The organism is Arthrobacter sp. GW460-12-1-14-TSB2 (genome assembly GCF_059423525.1).
In genome coordinates, this window is record NZ_JBWKYC010000004.1 from 139,257 (window position 1) to 159,144 (window position 19,888).

The 19,888-nt window shown below is 65.6% G+C and carries 21 protein-coding genes; 3 read left to right on the forward strand and 18 right to left on the reverse strand.

Annotated elements, in window-relative coordinates:
• Positions 1-8 precede the first annotated feature (8 nt).
• On the reverse strand, positions 9-1,484 hold the full coding sequence (locus AC07YR_RS07955; RefSeq protein ID WP_436056595.1) for a stealth family protein: 1,476 nt from the start codon (positions 1,482-1,484) through the stop codon (positions 9-11).
• 197 nt (positions 1,485-1,681) lie between these two features.
• Entirely contained in the window at positions 1,682-2,596 is a 915-nt protein-coding gene (locus AC07YR_RS07960; RefSeq protein ID WP_494733634.1) for a hypothetical protein, read from the reverse strand.
• 146 nt (positions 2,597-2,742) lie between these two features.
• Here AC07YR_RS07960 and AC07YR_RS07965 point away from each other — a divergent pair, with 146 nt between their 5' ends.
• Both AC07YR_RS07965 and AC07YR_RS07970 read left to right on the forward strand, forming a co-directional pair.
• Complete coding sequence (locus AC07YR_RS07965) at positions 2,743-3,042, forward strand: type II toxin-antitoxin system VapB family antitoxin (RefSeq protein ID WP_028272925.1); 300 nt, start codon at positions 2,743-2,745, stop codon at positions 3,040-3,042.
• The gene (locus tag AC07YR_RS07970; RefSeq protein ID WP_494733635.1) at positions 3,035-3,700 is read left to right on the forward strand and encodes a LytR C-terminal domain-containing protein; all 666 of its coding nucleotides are present in this window, start codon (positions 3,035-3,037) and stop codon (positions 3,698-3,700) included. The genes AC07YR_RS07965 and AC07YR_RS07970 overlap by 8 nt, the downstream gene beginning before the upstream one ends.
• A 61-nt stretch (positions 3,701-3,761) precedes the next feature.
• On the opposite strand, the gene AC07YR_RS07975 is transcribed toward AC07YR_RS07970, so the two are convergent.
• The 16 genes from AC07YR_RS07975 to AC07YR_RS08050 all read right to left on the reverse strand — a co-directional run bounded on the left by AC07YR_RS07975 (position 3,762) and on the right by AC07YR_RS08050 (position 18,450).
• Positions 3,762-4,385, reverse strand: coding sequence for a TetR/AcrR family transcriptional regulator (locus AC07YR_RS07975; RefSeq protein WP_055801003.1), 624 nt, complete (start codon positions 4,383-4,385; stop codon positions 3,762-3,764).
• Positions 4,386-4,437: 52 nt separating this feature from the next.
• A complete protein-coding gene (locus AC07YR_RS07980) occupies positions 4,438-5,172 on the reverse strand; it encodes a DsbA family oxidoreductase (RefSeq protein ID WP_494733636.1) in 735 nt (244 codons plus the stop codon).
• Between the two features lie 19 nt (positions 5,173-5,191).
• The gene (locus AC07YR_RS07985) at positions 5,192-5,773 is read right to left on the reverse strand and encodes a GNAT family N-acetyltransferase (protein WP_436056599.1); all 582 of its coding nucleotides are present in this window, start codon (positions 5,771-5,773) and stop codon (positions 5,192-5,194) included.
• 10 nt (positions 5,774-5,783) lie between these two features.
• Complete coding sequence (locus AC07YR_RS07990) at positions 5,784-6,266, reverse strand: heme-degrading domain-containing protein (protein WP_390251807.1); 483 nt, start codon at positions 6,264-6,266, stop codon at positions 5,784-5,786.
• Positions 6,259-7,293 carry a Gfo/Idh/MocA family protein gene (locus AC07YR_RS07995; RefSeq protein ID WP_494733637.1) on the reverse strand — a complete coding sequence of 345 codons (1,035 nt, stop codon included), beginning with the start codon at positions 7,291-7,293 and terminating at the stop codon, positions 6,259-6,261. Before AC07YR_RS07995 ends, AC07YR_RS07990 begins: the two co-directional genes overlap by 8 nt.
• Positions 7,286-8,188 (reverse strand): TolB family protein, encoded by a 903-nt coding sequence (locus tag AC07YR_RS08000; protein ID WP_494733638.1) that lies wholly within the window; start codon positions 8,186-8,188, stop codon positions 7,286-7,288. Before AC07YR_RS08000 ends, AC07YR_RS07995 begins: the two co-directional genes overlap by 8 nt.
• Before the next feature lie 2 nt (positions 8,189-8,190).
• A complete protein-coding gene (locus tag AC07YR_RS08005; protein ID WP_494733639.1) occupies positions 8,191-9,054 on the reverse strand; it encodes a 3-keto-disaccharide hydrolase in 864 nt (287 codons plus the stop codon).
• 2 nt (positions 9,055-9,056) lie between these two features.
• Entirely contained in the window at positions 9,057-10,058 is a 1,002-nt protein-coding gene (locus tag AC07YR_RS08010; RefSeq protein WP_494733640.1) for a sugar phosphate isomerase/epimerase family protein, read from the reverse strand.
• Position 10,059: 1 nt separating this feature from the next.
• Positions 10,060-11,256, reverse strand: a complete 1,197-nt coding sequence (locus tag AC07YR_RS08015) for a Gfo/Idh/MocA family protein (protein ID WP_494733641.1) — start codon at positions 11,254-11,256, stop codon at positions 10,060-10,062.
• Between the two features lie 10 nt (positions 11,257-11,266).
• On the reverse strand, positions 11,267-12,385 hold the full coding sequence (locus AC07YR_RS08020) for a Gfo/Idh/MocA family protein (RefSeq protein WP_494733642.1): 1,119 nt from the start codon (positions 12,383-12,385) through the stop codon (positions 11,267-11,269).
• Positions 12,382-13,143, reverse strand: a complete 762-nt coding sequence (locus AC07YR_RS08025) for a sugar phosphate isomerase/epimerase family protein (RefSeq protein ID WP_494733643.1) — start codon at positions 13,141-13,143, stop codon at positions 12,382-12,384. Before AC07YR_RS08025 ends, AC07YR_RS08020 begins: the two co-directional genes overlap by 4 nt.
• Before the next feature lie 49 nt (positions 13,144-13,192).
• On the reverse strand, positions 13,193-14,086 hold the full coding sequence (locus tag AC07YR_RS08030; RefSeq protein WP_494733644.1) for a carbohydrate ABC transporter permease: 894 nt from the start codon (positions 14,084-14,086) through the stop codon (positions 13,193-13,195).
• A complete protein-coding gene (locus tag AC07YR_RS08035; protein WP_436056607.1) occupies positions 14,086-15,063 on the reverse strand; it encodes a carbohydrate ABC transporter permease in 978 nt (325 codons plus the stop codon). The genes AC07YR_RS08030 and AC07YR_RS08035 overlap by 1 nt, the downstream gene beginning before the upstream one ends.
• A gap of 12 nt (positions 15,064-15,075) precedes the next feature.
• A complete protein-coding gene (locus tag AC07YR_RS08040) occupies positions 15,076-16,398 on the reverse strand; it encodes an ABC transporter substrate-binding protein (RefSeq protein ID WP_494733645.1) in 1,323 nt (440 codons plus the stop codon).
• A 106-nt stretch (positions 16,399-16,504) separates the two neighbouring features.
• Positions 16,505-17,341, reverse strand: coding sequence for a hypothetical protein (locus AC07YR_RS08045; protein WP_494733646.1), 837 nt, complete (start codon positions 17,339-17,341; stop codon positions 16,505-16,507).
• On the reverse strand, positions 17,338-18,450 hold the full coding sequence (locus tag AC07YR_RS08050; RefSeq protein WP_494733647.1) for a Gfo/Idh/MocA family protein: 1,113 nt from the start codon (positions 18,448-18,450) through the stop codon (positions 17,338-17,340). The genes AC07YR_RS08045 and AC07YR_RS08050 overlap by 4 nt, the downstream gene beginning before the upstream one ends.
• 186 nt (positions 18,451-18,636) lie before the next feature.
• Here AC07YR_RS08050 and AC07YR_RS08055 point away from each other — a divergent pair, with 186 nt between their 5' ends.
• Positions 18,637-19,869: an ROK family transcriptional regulator gene (locus tag AC07YR_RS08055; protein WP_055800961.1), complete on the forward strand. Its 1,233-nt coding sequence runs from the start codon at positions 18,637-18,639 to the stop codon at positions 19,867-19,869.
• The last annotated feature ends 19 nt before the right edge of the window (positions 19,870-19,888 follow it).

Sequence of the window (19,888 nt, forward strand, 5' to 3'; positions counted from 1 at the left end):
TTTTCGCCCTACTTTTCCCAGGGCGCCTTGATGGGGTAGTACTTTTCCAGGAAGTCCGTCACCAGTTCGGCGCGCTCCTCGGCCTCGACCTCGGGGAAGCTGCCGTCATTTAGGCAGAAGAAGTCCATATTGCGCTTGGCCAGGAGCTTGGGCAGGTAATTGAGGCCGGACCGCATGGTGGTGTCGATGTACCTCACCTTTGCTGCCGTCTGGGTCACCGCCCGTCCGGTCAACAGGGCGTAGTAGTGGTAGAACGAATTCGTCACGGAAATGTTGTCTGCCGCCCGGAACCGGCTGGCGGCGGTTTTGGCGAACTCCTGCGGGAATTCCTTCTCCATGGTGGCCACCACGCTGCGCCGCAACGGAGCTGCGGTGTGCTCCAGGTGCCGGGTGGTGATACGGCCGAACCGGTCCCACAAGAGCTTACGGTTCACCCTGGCGGCATTTTCGAAACCGCTTCGCTCGGCGTCGTTGTCGCCCAGGCCGATGCGGGTTTCCGCCTCGATGAACTTGGTGACGCCGCCCGGGGTGAAGAACATGTCCGGGCCCACGGCGCGGCCGAAGAACATGTCGTCGTTGGAGTACAGGAAGTGCTCAGAGAGTCCTTCGATGTGGTGCAGCTGGCATTCGACCGCCTGCGAGTTGTGGGTCGGGAGCACTGACGGGTCCGCGAAGAACTCCTCGCTGCGCACAATGGTCACCGAGGGGTGGTCAGCCAGCCACTCGGGTGCGGGTGAGTCTGTTGCGATGAAAATGCGCCGCACCCACGGCGCGAACATGTACACCGAGCGCAGGGCATACTTCAGTTCGTTGATCTGGCGGAAGCGGGCCTCGTGGTCATCGCCTTCGCCCACCACAACGCCGGCCATCCGCGCGCGCCGTGCCGCGATGTACTCCGGCGAGCTGCCGTCCACCCAGGAAAACACCATGTCAATATCGAAACTGATGTCGCTGGCGTGGTCCGCGAACATGTTCTCGATGGTGGGCCAGGTGTGGCCGTACCGCTCCACAGTGCCACGCTTGGCGTCGCTGGTGAGCATGGTGCGGCGGGTGAGCGAGTTTTCGATCGGCAGGATCAACTGGTTGCCTTCGAAGCTCCACAGCTCGATCTGCACGCCGGCGGACGAGCCGAAGTCGAAGCCGCCGTCCGGTTCCACGCGCGGGCGGTAGAGCCGGAAAATCCGGGCCTGGCGGTTGGGGGAGAGCTCGCCGTCGGCCACCAGGACGGAGGACTTCTTTTTGGCATCCACGGTCATGGAGTAAACGGGCTCGTCGCGGCACGCCTCAACCAGCGCGTTGCGGAGCTTCTTCCGGTTCTCCCAGTCCAGCGCGATAACGGGCCGGTGGTTGTTGCCGCGGACCAGCAGGTAGTCCAGGCCCGCGTTGGCGAGGACGCCGCGGATGAACAGCAGGTCCTCCACCATGGCCTGGTACGGAGTGCGGGTGGAATTGATCAGCGCATAGCGCCCCCGGTGGCGGACCACGTCGGGGCGGTTTTTCAGCCGTGCGACAGCGGCCGGCGACGTTACCTCGGCGTGGCTCCTGCCGTCGTCGGACGGCTGGCCGCCGTAGTAGATCTCATCCTGTACCAGTGCGTCTGTAATGGTGTTTCTCCGAGCTTTTGTTTATAGAGGTCCTACCTGCATGATAACCCGCCTAAAAAAACTGGACTAATCCGGACTTAGCCGGCCAGGGCGTCCCGCCAGCTGCGCAGGAAAGCCCCGCCGGCGTCGTCGTGGATCACGTCTTCGGCGAGCCCCAGGTCGGCGGCCGTCAGGATCGTGTACGGCTTGACGGGCACTCCGTCCGCGGGGCGGACGTCCACGTGTTTCACGGCGTGGTCGTTGTGGTGCAGCCAGTCGGCCATGGCGTAATCGGTGCGTGAATCGCCCACGGTGCGCCACGCGAGGGGCCGGATGCCCTGCGCTGCGAGCATTTCGACGGCGCGGCTGGCCCCCAGGTCTTTGCCCAGGCGAACAGACTCGATGTCCGTGGAAATGATGGTGGGATCGACACGGTAGTCCACCTGGTCGTCTGAATCGGGTGCGTGGTGGTCCAGCCGGACCACGCCCAGGCCGTGACGGGCCATCAGTTCCATGGCGTCGGCGTCGAACAGTTTCTGTTCTTCGAGGTAGTCCTTGCTGGCCACCTCGATATGCTGCTCCACGGAGACCATGGCACGCTTGGTTTCGTCGTAGAACATGTGTTTCGCGTAGTCCTCGGAGACCAGCCGGCGGACGTCATCGCCGTAGGCGCGGGGAACGGCGAGTTCGTGGTCCACATGGACGGGACCGGGTCCGGCAGCCGTGTAGCTGAACCAGACGGCACCTTTTTCGCAGATGGCGTGGATGACGGTTCCGGCGGGCATGCCGGCAGCGATCATCGGCTCCATCACCTGTTCGCGGATGAATGCGTCCGAGCGGCCCGTATTGAAGATGACGGGAATGCCCGCGGTGGCCAGCGCCACCATGTCCGCGATGATCTCCGGCTTGACGTTGCGGGTGACGGGACTCGCCACCGGACCGTCGACGTCGAGCAGGAGGGCAAGGGGAGGGGCCGACGGCGACGCGGCCGCATGGTTTTCGGGTGCAGTCATGGCTCCATTCTCTCAGTCCGGAACGGGCCGGTGCAGAATGTTGCCTTGAGGGTTGCTGCCGGTCAATGGTCACTGTTTGGCTACAACCTTGGAACTGTGCGCGGTCATTCGTTCCCTTGGGCGGGCAACGTCTTTAGGCTTGCAGGGTGATATTCAAAGCTGTGGGCGAGGGCCGCCCTTACCCCGACCATGGTTACAACACTCCCAAGGAGTGGGCCGCCCTTCCTCCGCGCCCCGTCAGGCTCGATGAGCTGGTGACCACCAAGCGCACCCTCGACCTCGAGGCCCTCCTCGCCGAGGACTCCACGTTCTTCGGTGACCTCTTTCCCCACGTTGTGCAATACCGGGGAACCCTGTACCTCGAGGACGGCCTGCACCGTGCCGTCCGGACCGCACTGCATCAGCGCACCGCCATCCACGCCCGTGTGCTGGTGATAGATGGCTAGGAAACCCAAGGACATCACTGTCCTGCACGGCCACCGCGTGGTCTCCGGGCAGGAACTCCGGGCCACTTTCGTTGAGCATGACGACACCGAAGAAAACCCTGTCCGGCTGCGCCGGCGGATCCTGCACGGGGTGGTGCTGGTCCTGCTGGTGGGGCTGATCATCTCCGCGATCGTCGTAGCGCTGGCCATCATCAACGGACAGATCAAGATTCCGACGGCGGAGCGGAGCCGGTCTGCAGTCTCGGCGTGTCCCGCAACAACGTTTGACTACACACCGAACGACAAGGTCAGCCTCAACGTCTACAACGCCACCAACCGGCCCGGCCTGGCGCGGTCCGTGGCCGACGAGTTCCTGGCCAGGAAATTCGCGGTGGCCGTGGTGGACAACACCCAGTCCGGTTACCGGGGTGTGGCCGCAGTGGTTTCCGGTGCCGCGGGCCAGTCGGCCGCCTTCAGTGTCCAGCGGAACCTGCCAAAGTCGGACTACTTCCAGGATGGCCGTTCGGACGGCAGCGTGGATGTGATCCTCACCGGAGAATTCAAGGAACTGACTGCGCCGGACCTCGTGGACCAGACGCCCGGCCAGCTCAGCTGCCCGCGGGAGAGCCGCCGGATCGTCGACAGCTCCAAGTGGCCGGTGATTCCGAAAGCGGGCTGAGCCGGGGATGTTGACCAGGCGTGCTCAGCCGGGGATGCTGGAGCCGCCAGGCTGAGTCCAGCTACGGCGTGGCAAGCCTGACGGGACGGCCGTCGTCGTCGAACCGTGCCCCCGCGCCCAGCTGGATGAACCGGACGGTGCGGAGCACTGCTTCGGGCGTGCCGTCGCCGCGGGCGGCGCTGGAGGACAGCGTGCCGTGGATGAGCTGGGCCAGCTGGGTGATGTCCGCCTCGGGAAGGTAGCCCTGCGCCATCGCGTCACGCAGGATGTCCTGCAGGAGGAGGCTGAGTTCGCCCACGTGGTCCGCGAGCTTCGAAAAGGACGTGGGCGAAAGCACGGCGGCCATGGCCGGACCGGGCGGCAGGTGGCGGCGGCTCAGGTCCTCCACCTGGGTCCGGACGTACAGTGCCAGGCGCTCCACCGGATTCTCCAGGGACTGCAGCGACTCCCGCAGGCCGTCGAGGAAGCGCTCGGTTTCGTCCAGCGCGTAGGCGATCAGCAGTTCTTCGATGTCCGCGTAGTAGTTGTACACGGCGGTGCGGCCGATGCCGGCATGGCGGGCAACGTCCGTCATGGTGAGCCCGGGCAGTCCGTGGGTGAAGAGGAGCTCTCCGAAGCCGGTCAGGATGCGGCGTTGGGTCTCGGCTCGTTGGGCAGCATTCGTGGCGGCCGAAATCCTAGGCATACAGACACTTTACAGTGATCTGTCAGCAAACTGCGGCCGCCGGCGCCGGGAGTTAGACGGCGCAGCCGTCGGGGCCGCAGGCTTCCGCGCCGCCGTGGCTGACTTTGCCGCCTTCGCTGCCCGGAGCGCCGGCGCCCGCCATGACCAGGGGCTGCTTTTCCTGCCACGCCTGGTTGAGTGCCTGGCTGAACATCGCTGACGGCTGGGCGCCGGACAGGCCGTACTTGCGGTCGATCACGAAGAACGGCACGCCGCTGATGCCCAGGGCGCGGCCTTCCTCGAAGTCGGACCGGACGTCGTCCGCATACTTGTCGGTGGTGAACAGCTCGTCCAGTTCGCCGGCGTCGATGTCCAGGTCCTGTCCCAGGGACGTGAGGTACTCGCGGCTGCCGATGTCCTTGCCTTGCTCGAAGTGGTCGCTCAGTAAGCGCTCTTTGGCGGCATCCTGCTTGCCGTGGGCGGCAGCCAGGTGGATCAGCCGGTGGGCCGTGAAGCTGTTGGCAACCACGACGGCGTCAAACCGGTAGTTGAGGCCCTCACCCTTCGCCTGTTCCGCCACATGTTCGAACATCTGGGAGACCTGTGCCGGTGCCATGCCTTTACGAGTGCTTAGGTACTCCAGTTCGGTACCGTCGTAGTGTTCGGGCAGGGTGGGGTCCAGCTGGTAGCTGCGCCACTGCACCTCCACGGACTCGCGGTGCGGGAACTCGGCCAGGGCGGCTTCGAAACGGCGCTTGCCGATGTAGCACCAGGGACACGCGACGTCGGACCAGATCTCAATCTTCATGCTGGCGACAACCGCTTGCTTACCTGGTCCATTCCCCGGCGGGCATGTCGCGTTCGTCACTGGGCACACCTGGGACTGCCCGCTCCATCACGAAGTCGTGCTCCACCGTGGCTCCCAGGTTGAACGATTTGGTGCCGACTTTCCGGAAGCCCGATTTTTCGTAGAAGCGGATGGCCTTTGCGTTCTGGCTGTTGACGCCAAGCCACATGCCGCGGGCACCGGATGCTGCGGCCTCGCCCAGGCTCGCGTGCATCAGTTCGGCCGCGGCACCGAGCCCGTGATGGTCGGGGTGGACGTAGCACTTGCTGAGCTCCGCCGCCGGCAGGATGGTCAGGGCGGCGGCAACGTCCGGGTCAGCGGCCGGACGGTCCACGAGCATGCTGTAGCCGCGGAGGTCGCCGTCGGCATCGATCACCAGGACAGTGATGCCGGGATCCGCCAGATAGCTCCGGAAGTTCGCGTCGCTGAGCGTGTTCGCAAGGTGCGCCGCGATATCGGCGGGGGAGGACTGCGGCGGGCAGGCAAGCGGAAAGGTGACGGCGGCGAGTGCAGCCAGCCGGCCGGCGTCGTCCGCTGTTGCTTTGCGGATGGTGTGCGTCATGCCCAAAATCCTAGTCCGCGACCTCCGCGAGGTAGGTTCTGATGCTGTCGACCACCAGCTGGTGGTCGTCGTCGGAGGACAGCCCGGATGCCGTAACGGCGGCGACAACGCCCGTGCCCCGGACACGGATAGGGAATGAGCCTCCGGCCAGCGTGTAGTCCTCCGGCGTGAGCCACCCTCCCTGCGTGGGGTCGAAGCGCTTGGCCGCGAACTCCTCGGACATCAGGGCCGTGCTGCGTTCAAAACGCAGGGTGCTTGCCGACTTGCGGCGGATCCATTCCTCCTGGTCGGCGGTGGCGCCGGGCAGGACACAGCGGAAGAGAACCACGTTGTGGCGCCGGATATCGATGGCCACGGAATGGCCCTCGGCGATGGCGCGGTTGGCGATGAGCGAGCCGAGGCGCCAGGCGTCGTGATGGTCAAAGCCGGGGAAGACGAGCTCTTCCTCGTGCCGGCGCAGTTCGGTGATTCTTGGTGAGTCGGTGTCAGTCAAGGGAAGTCCCGTCGGGTGTGGCGTCGGCGTCGTAGCTGAGGCCGATCTGGCGGCGGATTTCGTCCATGGCGGCCATGACGGCGACTGATTCACTTGGAGGAAGGATGGTGCCGGCGGTATCGCCCGCGCGGATCAGGCGTTCCAGTTCTGCAGCCTGGTACTGCATACCGCGACTGTTGACGGGCTGCTCGTAGCGTTCAATAACGCTGCCATCCAGCGTATGAACGGTGAATGGCACGGGGTTGTACCAGGTGGATTCGATGTCGATCCACCCTTCGGTCCCGATGACCATGGCCCGGTTGGCGCTGGCGGCGTCCAGTTCGCAGTCCACAATGGCCTGCCGGCCGCCGGCGTATTCAAAGATGGCCGCAGTCTGCCGGTCCACACCCGTCGCGGTCATGGAGGCACTGGCGCGAATGGTCTCCGGGGTGCCCAGGATGTCGAACGCAAAGGAGATCGGGTAGATGCCGAGGTCCAGCAGCGCTCCGCCGCCCAGTGCAGGATCGTTCAACCGGTGGGCAGGGTCCTTGGGCAGGCTCTGGTTGTGGCTGGCGACCACCTTCCGGACCTCGCCGATGGTGCCTTCCTGGATGATGGCGCGGAGGCGGACCATGTGCGGGAGGAACCGGGTCCACATGGCTTCCAGGGCCACGAGCCCCTTGGATTCCGCGAGGTCAACAATGTCCTGGGCTTCGCGGGCGTTCATGGTGAACGACTTTTCCACCAGCACATGCTTGCCGGCATTCAACGCCAGCACGGCATTGGCATGGTGGAACGGGTGCGGCGTGGCGATGTAGACCACGTCAACCGACGGGTCTGCCACCAAGTCCTCATAGCTGCCGTGCGCGGTTGCCACGCCGTACTGCTCTGCAAACGACTTGCTGGAGTCGGGCGAGCGTGACCCGACGGCCTGTACCGTGAAGCCGTTCTCGTTCAGGTCCTGCGCTTGCAGCCCGGCGATGAATCCGGTGCCGAGGATGCCCCAGCGGATTGCTCCGTCGGACGTGCCGGTGGGTTGATTAGTCAAGAACGTTGTCCTTTGGTGAGTCGGTGTTGGCCAGCGGGTACGCCACAAACGCAAAGCGCCTGGAATCCGGCGACCAACTATTGACGTTGAGGGTTCCCTGGCCGCCGAAGAGAGGCCAGGTGTGAAGCGGTGCGGTCCAGTCGCTGGTGGAGACAAGCACGACGGCGACCGGCAGGTCCGCGGGGTGGCCCTCCGTGCCGCCGGGGAAGCGGATGTAGCTGGCCAGCTCGCCATCGGGGGAGAGATGGGGAAACCAGTCGACGGTTTCGCTCTCAAGGAGGCGCTCGAAACCGCTTCCGTCAACCTGCACGCGGGCAAGCTGGGCGTGGCCGGGGAGAGAGCTGAAGGACTCCGTGTTCAGGTAGAGCCACTTTCCGTCGGGCGAGTATTCCGGTCCGTCGCAATGGCCGGGGCCGACATCAATCCCGGCGGTAGCGCCGCCGTCGGACGGTATGGTCCTGAGCCGGCCCGGCTGCGTAAAGTCGCCCGCCTCGATACCCACGTAAGCGAGTTCGCAGCCGTCGGGACTCACGCCGTGGAGGAAATGGAACGAACCGTCGTCGGGAGTGACCCGCGCCGCCGGACCTCCACTCAAAGCTGCACGGTAGATGTGGCCGTCGTTCGCCGAGAGGTAGATCGCCTGGCCGTCGGGTGCCAGGACGTGGTCGTTGTTGAGGTCGGGGATGCCGGCCAGGGGGACCTGGTCGAGTGTCCGGTCCGCCACATCAAAGCTCCACAGCTTCCCGTCCCCGTTGAGGATGAGGGCCGAGCCGTCCAGGGTCCAGTTCGGCGCTTCGAGGAGGAGCTCCTCGGTGCTGTAGACAAGTTCGGATTCGCCCGTGGCGGACGCTATCCACACCTCGCAGCGCTGGCCGGGCTGAAGGGTACGCAGCATGTTCAGAGCTCCTTGATCCGGATGTTCCGCCACCGGCACTGCGCGCCCTTGCCCCAGCGGGCCTCGCCGAACATGGAGTCGTTGTCGTGGACTTCCAACGCGATGTGCCCGCGCTCGCCGAGAACTGCCAGGACATCCGCCGGGTTGTAGTTCGGCGAGTCCAGCGTAGCGGTGTCCAGTTCGGCGATCTTGAGCCCGTTGACCCAGGTGGTGATGACCGGCAGCGCGCCGACGCAGCGGATGCGGAGTTCGTTCCAGTCGTTCCAGCGCCAGACGCTGAGGAAGTCCTCGACGTCGGCGGCGTGCTTCAGGCGTGCACGCTTTTCTTCCGTGACGGGCTCCACCGACGTGGCCGGGTTGTCCGCTATCAAACCGGTGGGCCGCCCGTCGGCGTCCGTGGCCACGTTGACGGCGAAGGGCACAGCGGAGAAGCTCGCCAGCCCGTTGCCGAAGAACCCGCCGATGCCGCCGGAGGGACGGTGGTCCACCAGGACCTGGAAACCTTCCCACGTATCCGGCCGGCGCCGGATCATCACGCCGGTGTCCGCCGGCCAGTCGGGGCGCATTTCCAGCACCAGTTCGAAGTCGCCGAACGCCTGCTCGCTCACCAGGTAGCCGCCGTAGCCGCTGCCGGGGGAGTCCTGCTCGCCGACCAGGACGCCGTCTTCCACGAACCAGCGGGCCGGGTGCTTCTCGGGTTCCACAGGCGGGGTCAAACCAAGGTCGGCAAAGCGTTCCAAGAGGGCCGGACCACCCGGATACTCGGTGCCGTAGATACGGGGTACCGTTCGCCAGCCGGCCAAGGTGGTGCCGTCGAACAGCGGGACAAAACCATCGCCGCCGCCGGGCGTTTCAATTCCTGGCATGACTAGTCCTTGCTGCTGAAGGCGGCGTCGAAGCTGGTCTGCGAGGCGGGGAAGTCGAACTTCTTCAGCGCTGCCAGGGCCTCGGGGGCGCCGTGGAGGCGGTCCATGCCGGCGTCTTCCCATTCCACGGAGATGGGGCCGTTGTAGCCGATCGCGGTGAGGGCGCGGAAGGACGATTCCCAGGGGACATCGCCGCGTCCGGCGGAGACGAAGTCCCAGCCGCGTCGGGGGTCGCCCCAGGGCAGGTGGGAGCCCATGACGGTGTTGCGGCCGGTGGGGCGGAGCTTGGTGTCCTTGCAGTCCACGTGGTAGATCCGGTCCTTGAAGTCCCAGATGAAGGAGACCGGGTCGATGCCCTGCCACATGAAGTGGGACGGGTCCCAGTTCAGCCCGAACGCGGGCCGGTGGCCGATCGCTTCGAGGGTGCGGACGGTGGTCCAGTAGTCGTAGGCGATCTCGCTCGGGTGGACTTCGTGGGCGAAGCGGACCCCGCATTCGTCGAAGACGTCCAGGATGGGGTTCCAGCGGTCCGCGAAGTCCTGGTAGCCGGCCTCGATGACTTTCTCGGGGACGGGCGGGAACATGGCGACGTACTGCCAGATGGAGGAGCCGGTGAACCCGACGACGGTGTCCACGCCGAGGGCTTTGGCAAGCCGGGCAGTGTGTTTCATTTCCTCGGCGGCGCGGGTGCGGACGCCTTCGGGGTCGCCGTCGCCCCAGACCTTGGACCCGACAATCGCTTCGTGGCGGAAGTCGATGGGGTCATCGCAGACGGCCTGGCCCTTGAGGTGATTGGAGATGGCCCAGACCTTCAGGTTGTACTTCTCCAGGACGGCAAGTTTGGACTCGATGTAGCCGGGTTCGTCCCAGCGCCAGGCGTCCAGGTGGTCCCCGGAGACGGCGATTTCGAGGCCGTCGTAGCCCCAGCCTGAGGCGAGTTTGGCGACTTCCTCGAAGGGGAGGTCGGCCCACTGGCCGGTGAACAGGGTGTACGGGCGGGGCATGTCAGGCTCCTTCAATGGCGGGGACGGGGGAAGTGGTGAGCTGGATGATGGAGGACTTGGCGTTGGCGGATTCTTCGATGGCGGCCAGCACCCGCTGCACGGCCAGGCCCTCTTCGAACGACGGCGACGGCGGGGTGCCGCCGTCGATCGCGGTAAGGAAGTCCCGGATTTCGTGCGTGAAGGTGTGTTCCCAGCCGATCACGTGGCCCTGCGGCCACCAGGCGGCCATGTACGGGTGCTCGGGTTCGTTGACCAGGATCCGGCGGAAGCCCTGTTCGCGGACAGGGAGGGTGGCGTCCAGGAAGCCGAGTTCGTTGATGGTTTCCAGGTCGAACAGGAGGGAGCCCTTGTCCCCGTAGATCTCCAGTTTCAGGGAGTTCTTCTGTCCGGTGGCCATGCGGGAGACCTCAACGGAGGCGATGGTCCCGGAGTCCAGGGTGAGCGTGGCCCAGGCGGCGTCGTCGACCGTTACTTCTTCGGGGCCGTCCGCGCCGGGGCGGTGAGAAACGAAAGTGTGCAGCCGGCCGGAGACCTCCGTGACGGTGCCGCCGAGCAGGAACATGACCTGGTCGATCGCGTGCGAGGCGATGTCGCCCAGCGCGCCGGACCCGGCGGTTTCCTTGTTCAGCCGCCACGTCATGGGGGAGTCCGGGTCCACGAGCCAGTCCTGCAGGTAGGCGGCGCGGACGTGCCGGACGGTACCGAGCCGGCCTTCGGCGATGAGCTCTTTCGCGAGGGCCAGAGCCGGGACGCGGCGGTAGTTGAAGCCGATCATGGACTGCACGCCGCGTTCCCGGGCGGACCGGGCGGCGTCCGCCATCGTTTCGGCCTCGGCCAGGGTGTTGGCCAGGGGCTTCTCGACCAGGACATGCTTGCCGGCCTCGAGCGCCGCGACGGCGATCTCGGCATGCATCCACCCCGGGGCGCAGATATCCACAATATGAATGTCGTCCCGCTCCAGGACCGAGCGCCAGTCGGTCGCTGTTTCCGCCCAGCCGTATTTCCTGGCGGCCGCCGCGACCTGCCCGGCGTCGCGGCCCACGAGCACTTTCTGCTCGAAGGCCGGGACGTCGAAGTAGGACGCGACGTTCCGCCAGGCGTTCGAGTGGGCCTTGCCCATAAACGCGTAGCCGATCATCGCCACACCCAGCGGTGAGTTGTCGGGGTTGGTGCCGTCCGTGCTTTCGGGGGAGTTCATTGCCTGGTTCCTAGAGGGTGGAAGCGGTGGGGTCCCAGTCCTCGGGGAGGGCAGAGGACGCGGGCGCGGAGCTTTCGACGTTGACAAAGGTGCCGGATTCAACGGATTCGGAAATCGAGACCATGGTGTCCAGCACGTGGTAGGCGAGGTTGCCCGTGGCGCGGTGCGGAACCCCGGCCCGGATGGAACGGGCCATATCCAGCACGCCCATGCCGCGGCCGTTGGTGGGGCCGGTTGCGGGGATGACGGTCCACTCTTCGTCGCCCGCGCGCCAGAGCCGCACATCGCCGTCGAAATAGTTGGGGTCCGGGAGGGAGATGGTCGCTTCCGTGCCGGTGATCTCCACGAAGCCCATCCGCTGGCGGGGGGACTCGAACGAGAAGACGCTGTGCGAGGACTGGCCGCCCTCGAACTGGGCCATCGCGGACACATGCGTGGGGACCTCCACCGTGAACTCCTCGCCCAGCTTGGGTCCGGATCCGATGACGCGGACTTCCTTGGCTTTGGAGCCGATGGCTGCCACGCGGCGCACGGACCCGAAGGTCTGCACCAGTGCGGTGAGGTAATACGGGCCCATGTCGAACAGGGGCCCGGCGCCGTACTGGAAGAGGAACGCCGGATTCGGGTGCCAGGATTCCGGTCCCGGGGTCTGGAACGTGGTCATGGCCGTCAGCGGCGTGCCGATGTCGCCGCGTTCGATGACCCGCCGTGCGGTCTGCAGCCCGGCGCCGAGGAACGTGTCCGGGGCGCAGCCCAGCCGCAGCCCCGCGGCGTCGGCCGCTTTCAGGAGCCCGAGCCCGGATTCCCGGTCAAGCGAGAACGGCTTCTCGGTCCACACGTGCTTGCCGGCGTTGACGGCCGCCGTGGCCACCTCCACGTGCGCGGCCGGGATGGTGAGGTTGACGATGATTTCGACGTCGGGATGGTTCAGTGCGGCGTCCACGCCGCCGGATTCGGCGATTCCGTATTCCTTCGCCCGTGCGGCAGCGGCGTCCTCGAACAGGTCGGCGATGACGTGGACCTTCAGGTCCGGGAAGACGGTGAGGTTGTCCAGGTACTGCTTGCTGATGTTGCCGGCGCCGATGACGGCGACGCCCACCGGGCCCTTCTTCGGGGAGGAGGTGCTCATGCCCGCGCTCCTTCGCTTGCTTCGGTGTTGGCTCCGGTGTTCAGGAACGCCAGGCTCTGGGTGATGCCGTCGAAGATGTCGCCGGAGTAGTCGTCGAACTCCACGACGCCCACTTCCAGGGACTTGGCGGCGCCGATGACGTCCCAGACGGGGATCGTGCCTTGTCCGGCGGGCTGCTGGGCCTTGGTGTCTGTGGTGGCGGGGCCGTCCTTGATGTGGATGAACTTCACGCGGTCCCCGAGCTTGGCCAGGATGTCCACGGGGTCCTGGCCGCCGACGGCAACCCAGTAGGTGTCCACTTCCAGGACCAGCTCGGGGTCCAGGAGGTCAGCGAAGTATTCCAGTGCCGTGCGGCCCTCGATGATGGACTCCAGCTCCCAGGCGTGGTTGTGGTAGCCGACGCGGATGCCGTATTCGGCGCCCTTCTTAGCTGCCGCGTTGAGCTTGGCGGCGGTGGCCTGGATGTCCTCGGCCTTCTGCCAGTGCTCGGCGGGCAGGTAGGGGTCGATGACGGTGCTGATGCCCAGGTCCTTGGCGGCGGCGAAGATTTCGTCCTGGTCCTGGCTGAGCAGCGGTGCGTGGCCGGACGGGGCGGTGAGGCCGTTTTCCTTCAGGGCGGTACCGAGTTCGGCTGCCGTGGCCACGAAGTTGTAGGGCTCAACCTGGGTGAAGCCGATCTCAGCCACCTTCCTGATGGTGCCGGGCAGGTCCTCCTGGATGGCATTGCGCAGGGTGTAGAGCTGAAGTGAGTAAGACATGTCGTTCCTTTGCGGGAGTTACGTTACGGAAGTGCGGGGAGGCTCAGGGCTAGCGGCCGGCGAGGGATCCGCCGATGCCGCCGACGCTGAAGTATTTGTTCAGGGTGGCGAAGACGATGACGGGCGGGAGCATCATGATCACGGCGAGGGCCATGACTCCGGACCAATCGGTGTTGTTCTGTTGGAAGAAGGACTGGACCCCCATGGGGAGGGTGAAGATCTCGTTGGAGCGGAGGAACACGATTGCTACAAGGTAGTCGTTCCAGGCCAGCAGGAAGGCGAAGATGGCGGTGGAGAGGATGCCGGGCAGGGAGTTTCGGAGCACCACCTTGGTGAAGGAGCCGAAGACGGAGCAGCCATCGATCCACGACGCTTCCTCAAGGCTGATCGGGATGGAGTCGAAGTAGGCGGCCATCATCCAGGTGGCGACCGTCATGGTGGAGCCGACATAGATGATGGTCAGGCCCATGAGGTTGTCCACCAGTCCCATGCCTGCAAACAGGATGAACAGCGGTACCACGGAAGTGATGACGGGCAGTGACTGCATGACGAACAGCAGCAGGGAGTAGCCGGAGACTGCTTTGCTCCGGCCGCGGGAGAGGACGTAGCCGGCCGGTGCTGCCACCGCTACGGAGACCACCACTGTGGCGAGTGTGGTGATGAGGCTGTTCTGCAGCCAGGTGGCGGCCAGTGTCTTCGAGAAGACGTTGCTGAGGTTCTCGAACGTCAGGCCGGTAGCGGTGCTGTTCGGACCGGGCGTGAACGCGAGCACCACAGTGACCATGATCGGTACGAGGACGACCGCGGTGATGATCAGGATGGCGATGAACCGCCACCACTGGCCGCGGTGGCCGGCTTCGGAGAGGACGCGCTTGTTCTTGGCGGGGCCGGCGACGCCAAGGACCGGGCCGGACTCGGGATGGGCGTGGACTACTGCGCTCATTATTCGACGCTCGACTTTCGGATCTGGCGGTACAGGAGAACGGAGATAACCACCAGGGTCATGGTCATCAGGAACGCGATGGCGACGCCGGGTCCGGTGGCAAAGTCCTGGAAGACGGTTCGGTAGGCCAGGACCACGAGGGAGGTGGTGGCGTCAACGGGGCCGCCGCCGGTGAGCAGGTAGATGGTGGGGAAGTCGTTGACACAGAAGATGGTCATCAGGATCCAGCTGATGTAGGTGGACCGGGCGATCAGCGGGAGTGTGATCTGGCTGAACTGCTGCCAGCGCGTGGCGCCGTCCATGCTGGCTGCCTCGTAGACGGTGTTGTCCACGGAGGCCAGGGCGGCAGAGATCATCATCATCATGAAGGGGAAGCTGACCCAGACTTTGAAGATCATGACGGTAGTGGCGGCGAGGGTGGGGTCCGCCAGGAAGAGCGGGGTGCCAAGGCCAAGGTTGCGGAAGAGGGAGGGGATGAGGCTGTCCGGGGTGGCAACCAGCCAGTTCCAGGCGGTGGAGGACACCACGATGGGGACCACCCACGGAAGGAGCAACAGGACCTTGAAGGTGCCGCCGGCCGGGATCTTCGTGCGGAGCAGCAGGGCGAGCCCAAGGCCTACGGCCCACGAGCCGAAGACGCCGACGATGGTGAACAGCAGGGTGAACTGGGCGGCTTTCCAGAACGCCGGCGATGCCAGCACGCCCTGGAAGTTTTCGATGCCCACGAAGTCACCGGTTTGGATCAGGTTGCCGTTGTGGGTGGCCTGGATGCCGGCTTGGAAGAGCGGGTAGCCGTGGATCAGGACGAGCAGGATGACTGAGGGAAGCAGGAGCCAGAAGAATGTCCGGCTGGTCTGTGCACTGAGCTTGCTCTTGCGATTCTGGTTCCCGGGATTCGGTGACCCGCCCCCGGGCCCGCCGGGGGCAAGCCCCTTACGGGCCCGGGCGAGGCCGGACGGTGCTGTTGTGGACGACATGGTGCTGGCCGCCTACTTCTTAAGGATGGACTTGAGGCCGGACTCGAAAGCCTGCAGGGCGGACTTGGCGTCGGACTTGCCGGTGAGGATGGTCTGGGTGAACTGGTTCAGGGCCTGGCCACCGTCGAGGGCAGCGAGATCGGCGCTGAGGGCAGTGCCCTGGGAAGCGAAAGTCTTGGCGATCGGCACGTATTCCTTGACGATCTTCACGTTGTTGGGGTCGGACGTAAATTCGGGCATCTCGGTGATGGACTTGAACACCGGCAGGGCGTTCATGAGCTTCTGCTTCCACAGTTCTTTCAACTGGCCCAGGTAGTAGACCACGAACGCTTCGGAGGCTTCCTGCGACGGCGTGTTGGTGTACATCATGATGTTGTTCGGGAAGATCAGGGCGGCCTTGTCCCCGTGTGGACCGGCCATCGGGCTTGCCACCACGATGTCGCCGGAGGTATCGCCAACGCGCTCGGGAACTCCCAGCGTCAACATGCCGTACGCTGCCTTGCCGTCCTTCCACTGGGCGTTGAGGTTGTCCGTGGTGTAGCTGACGGCGGCAGGATCGATAATGCCATTCGAGACCAGCTCAAGCATGAACTCGACGGCCTCCACGTTGCGGTCGTTCATGATATCGACCTGGCCTTCCTTGCTGAAGACGCCACCGCCGTTGTTGAGCATCATCATGATCATGAGGTGGTTGCCGATGTTGTTGCCCGCCCCGGAGCCGGTGGCGAAGCCGACGGCTCCGGCGCTCTTCAGCTTCTTGCCGGCCTCAAGCAGGGTTGCCCAGTCCTTGGGAACCTCGACACCGGCTTTCTCGAACAGGGACTTGCGGTACCAGAGCGGCCGGATGTCCAACTGCCAGGGAACCGCCACGTAGCCCTTGTCCGTCTTGAAGGGCTCCACGACGCCGGGCAGGAAGTCATCGAACTGGCCGTTCTTCTTCAGTGCCTCGAAGACCTTGTCGGCGTACGCGATCTGGCCCTGCTGCTCGAACTGGAACGCCTGGAAGCCGCCGCCGGTGGAAACTGCCGGGCCGGTCTTTGACGCAATGGCCGAGGAGAACGTCTGGTAGAAGTTGTTCCACTGGATGAGCTGGTAGCTGGCCTTGCTGTTGGCCCCGGAGAAGCCTTCGGCGATCTTCTTGGCGGCGTCGTTGTAGGCGGGGGTGGCCCAGGGCATGTCCCAGAACTTGATGCTTCCTGCTGCTCCGCCACCGCCCTGCGAAGCGGAGCCGCCGCCGCAGGCAGCGAGGAGGGGGACGGAGGCCGCGGCGGCAGCGAAGCCCAGGAACCCCCGCCGGGAGAAGGCGGAAGATGCGATGGAGGGATTGGTAGACACGATGGTTTCCTTTCAGGGCCCGGAGTGACTGAATGCCCGGGCCCTTCTCGACAATGAGTGGATGCTGACTGGAGAGCGGGAACTGCTGGTGGTTCGGTAGGGCTGTCTAGCTGGTGAGTTGGGTGACGAGGGACAAGACGGTAGAGAACTGGGCGAGGTCCGTGGCCGGGATCCCGGAAGAAAGATGCGAGTGGATCCTCGACCAGCTGGTCCGGTGGGACGATTCGTACAGCGTGGGAAGCGCCGTTGCTCCTTCTTTGGTTACTGCCCGGACCACGGCAGGCCAAGCCGCTGCGGGGTCCGGCAGTACGACGTCGGCACGGCCGGTTGAGGTGAGGATCGAGACACTCGCGGTGGCTGGCAGCGCGGAGGTGAGGATGCCCTGCAGGGCGACCGGCACGCCGCCGGCCAGGACTCCGGCAACCGTGTAGCCGTTTTCATTGCGCTGGACCATGCGCACGTTCCGCACCTCTATCCCGCATTGGACCAGCACGGAGAACTGTTCCGTCAGCAGGTCCCGGGGGTCCGTTCCGGGTGCCGCAATGGCAACCGAGTCGAGCAGAACGGCATCCTCGAGGGCACCGGCGATGACGTTGTGCACGTTCTCGCTGGAACCGGCCAGCGCCAGGTTGCCGGCCCACGGCTGGTCAAGCACCACCACGGAGCCGGCCGCTTCGGCGACACCGACCAATGCCGCGGGATCTTCTGCCACCGGCGAAGACACCACAATGCCCTTGGCCCCCTTGCGGACCGCGGCGGCCGCCCGTTCGGTCCAGCCAGCATGGCCGGAGACGGCGATGACGTCCGGCCCGGACGCTGCCGGTGCGGCGGCAATGGCGGGGGCGGCAGGGGCAAAAGACAAGGGCAGGGAAGCGACGACGGCGGACACCGCACCTGCTGCTTCAGCCTGCGGATCCGCGTACACGGACAGCTGCGTGGTCATGCGTTGACCTCCTGGTCTGCTGTTGTTCCGCCGGCGGCACTGCCAGCATCAACTCGGCCTGTATCTACCCGGCCGGCGGCCGCTTCGGCGATCGCCAGTGCGAACTCAAGGTCATGGATCAGGGTCTCGGCGGACGGCGGCTGGCCCGTGCCGCGGGCCAGTTCGGCCAGTTTGCGCCACTCGCCCTCGTAGCCGTTGTGGCCGAAGGGGCCCAGCACCGTGGTTCGTCCGGCCGTCCGGATCCGGGCCGTTGCCGAGCCGGCCTGGACGTAGGACGGGGTGAAGTCGATTTTCAGGGCGGCGTCGTCGCCGATGGCCTCAAACTCCCAGGCGGGTTCCCAGGTGGCGTTCATCGCGGCACGGAGTTCGATGGCGACGTTTCCGGCCCGCAGGGAGATGACATAGCCAAACGGGCGCACGATTTCAGCATGCAGGACCTCCACGTCTGCGAAGTCCGGGGTGAAGCGGCGGACCAGCGGAAGGTCGTGAATGGCCAGGCCCATCACCCCGCCCGTGAGCATGCCCTTGATGACCTCCGGATCGGTCGAGTCACTGGACGGCGGGGTCACGCGGCCCACGATCTCCGTGGCAAAGTCCTCAAATCGCGGGTTCGGCGGAAGGACGATGGAGGACCGGACAGTGTGCACCTGCTCCGGCAGGTCGCCCCAGGCATCTTCCGCTGCAAGCCAGCCCGGATCGAAGGTGTGCATGGCGCCCACGATGATAGGGACGCCGGTTTCGGCTGACACGGCGGAGATTGCGGCGGCCTCTTCGCCGTTCATGGCGAACGGCTTTTCGCAGAGCACAGCCTTCTTGCCCGCCCGGCAGGCCGCGATGACCTGGGCTGCGTGGAACTGGTGCGGGCTGCAGATGGCCACGATGTCCACGGCAGGGTCCGCGAGGAGTTCGTCCATGCTGGTGCTGAAACGTGCTCCGACCCTGCCTGCCACCGATTCGGCCACTGCAGGGTCGACGTCCATGATGTGGCGGACTTCAAGGATGTCCCCCAACCGTGCGAGCGACGGCAGGTGGATGGCCTGGGTAACAGGTCCTGCGCCCAGAATGCCGACGCCCAGGAGGGCCGGTGATGCCTGTGCTTGGCTCGACAAGTTGCTTACCTCTTTGTAATAGCTGGAGCGTGGTGGCCGTGACTTCTCGGCGGCGCCTGGCTTCAGTGACACCGCTCACACATCAAGCTAGAACGACTTTTGTCGATCGTCAAGCAAAAGTTGAAAAGTTATCGACGATCTTTCGGTGGCGTGACATGCATAAGCGCTTCGTGCTATCACTGACTCATGAGTCCAACGTCTGGAAAAGAGACCGGCACCGACGCCGGAACCGATACCGCCCCCGAGGGTGCCGGGAGCCTTTCCCGGGCAGGCGATCTCTTCCAGCTGCTCCGCGACGGCAAAGCCCGCACGCGGGCCGAACTGGCCTTGACCACCGGCCTGGCGCGGTCCACCGTGGCCGCCCGTATCGACGCACTGATCTCCTCCGGGCTGGTTGGACCCGCCGGTGAGGCGAGCTCCAGCGGCGGCAGGCCGCCGTCGCGCTTTGCCTTCAACCCCGCCGCCCGCTCTGTTCTGGCAGTCGACGTCGGCGCCACGCACGTGATCGTTGCCGTCACCGACCTCGGTGGCAATGTGTTGTCCGAACGCCGCCTGGCCCAGGACGTTGCCGACGGCCCCGAAGCGGTCCTGGGCCGCGTGGTGGAGGAAGGCAAAGCACTCCTCGGTGAAGCCGGCAGGACCACCGCGGACCTCGCCGGCATCGGGATCGGGCTGCCGGGTCCGGTGGAGCACGCCACCGGCATGCCGGTGAAGCCGCCCATCATGCCCGGCTGGGACGGGTTCGACGTGGTCCGCTACGTCCAGCGCTCACTGCCGGTTCCGGTGCTGGTGGACAACGACGTCAACATCATGGCCCTTGGCGAACGGACCGCACACTGGCCCGAACACGACAACTTCCTCTTCATCAAAGTGGCCACGGGCATCGGTGCCGGCATCATCAGCAGCGGGGAACTCCAGCGCGGCGCCAACGGAACAGCAGGAGACCTGGGCCACGTGCGGGTGCCCCGCGGCGACGACGTCCTGTGCCGCTGCGGCAACTACGGCTGCCTCGAAGCGCTGGCATCAGGCCCCGCCGTCGCCCGGGAACTGGCACGCCAGGGCCTTCCTGCTGAAAAGGGCGGCGATGTCCTGCGGCTCGTCGGCGAGGGCAACCTCCAGGCGATCCAGGCGCTCCGCCAGGCCGGCCGGGACGTGGGGGACGTGCTGGCCATGGTGGTCAACCTGCTGAATCCGTCGGTGATCGTGATCGGCGGCAGTCTCGGACAGGCGGGCGACCACCTGATGGCCGGAGTCCGGGAAGTGGTTTACCGGCGGTCCCTGCCGCTGGCCACGTCACATCTGCGGATAGCGCTCGCGATGGCCGGCGACCAGGCTGCGATCCTCGGCGCCAGCCAAATGGTCACCCAACATGTGTTGTCTCCTGCCGTGATCGAGGCCACCCTGCAGGCGACGGGATAACGCCCGTCATCTTGCCGCG

Coding starts and splice junctions, on each gene's coding strand:
- AC07YR_RS08055 (WP_055800961.1), top strand. CDS start 18,637: ATGAGTCCAACGTCTGGAAAAGAGACCGGCACCGACGCCGGAACCGAT.
- AC07YR_RS08020 (WP_494733642.1), bottom strand. CDS start 12,385: ATGAGCACCTCCTCCCCGAAGAAGGGCCCGGTGGGCGTCGCCGTCATC.
- AC07YR_RS08010 (WP_494733640.1), bottom strand. CDS start 10,058: ATGCCCCGCCCGTACACCCTGTTCACCGGCCAGTGGGCCGACCTCCCC.
- AC07YR_RS07975 (WP_055801003.1), bottom strand. CDS start 4,385: ATGCCTAGGATTTCGGCCGCCACGAATGCTGCCCAACGAGCCGAGACC.
- AC07YR_RS08030 (WP_494733644.1), bottom strand. CDS start 14,086: ATGAGCGCAGTAGTCCACGCCCATCCCGAGTCCGGCCCGGTCCTTGGC.
- AC07YR_RS08035 (WP_436056607.1), bottom strand. CDS start 15,063: ATGTCGTCCACAACAGCACCGTCCGGCCTCGCCCGGGCCCGTAAGGGG.
- AC07YR_RS08015 (WP_494733641.1), bottom strand. CDS start 11,256: ATGAACTCCCCCGAAAGCACGGACGGCACCAACCCCGACAACTCACCG.
- AC07YR_RS07980 (WP_494733636.1), bottom strand. CDS start 5,172: ATGAAGATTGAGATCTGGTCCGACGTCGCGTGTCCCTGGTGCTACATC.
- AC07YR_RS08045 (WP_494733646.1), bottom strand. CDS start 17,341: ATGACCACGCAGCTGTCCGTGTACGCGGATCCGCAGGCTGAAGCAGCA.
- AC07YR_RS08025 (WP_494733643.1), bottom strand. CDS start 13,143: ATGTCTTACTCACTTCAGCTCTACACCCTGCGCAATGCCATCCAGGAG.
- AC07YR_RS07970 (WP_494733635.1), top strand. CDS start 3,035: ATGGCTAGGAAACCCAAGGACATCACTGTCCTGCACGGCCACCGCGTG.
- AC07YR_RS08000 (WP_494733638.1), bottom strand. CDS start 8,188: ATGCTGCGTACCCTTCAGCCCGGCCAGCGCTGCGAGGTGTGGATAGCG.
- AC07YR_RS07960 (WP_494733634.1), bottom strand. CDS start 2,596: ATGACTGCACCCGAAAACCATGCGGCCGCGTCGCCGTCGGCCCCTCCC.
- AC07YR_RS08005 (WP_494733639.1), bottom strand. CDS start 9,054: ATGCCAGGAATTGAAACGCCCGGCGGCGGCGATGGTTTTGTCCCGCTG.
- AC07YR_RS07985 (WP_436056599.1), bottom strand. CDS start 5,773: ATGACGCACACCATCCGCAAAGCAACAGCGGACGACGCCGGCCGGCTG.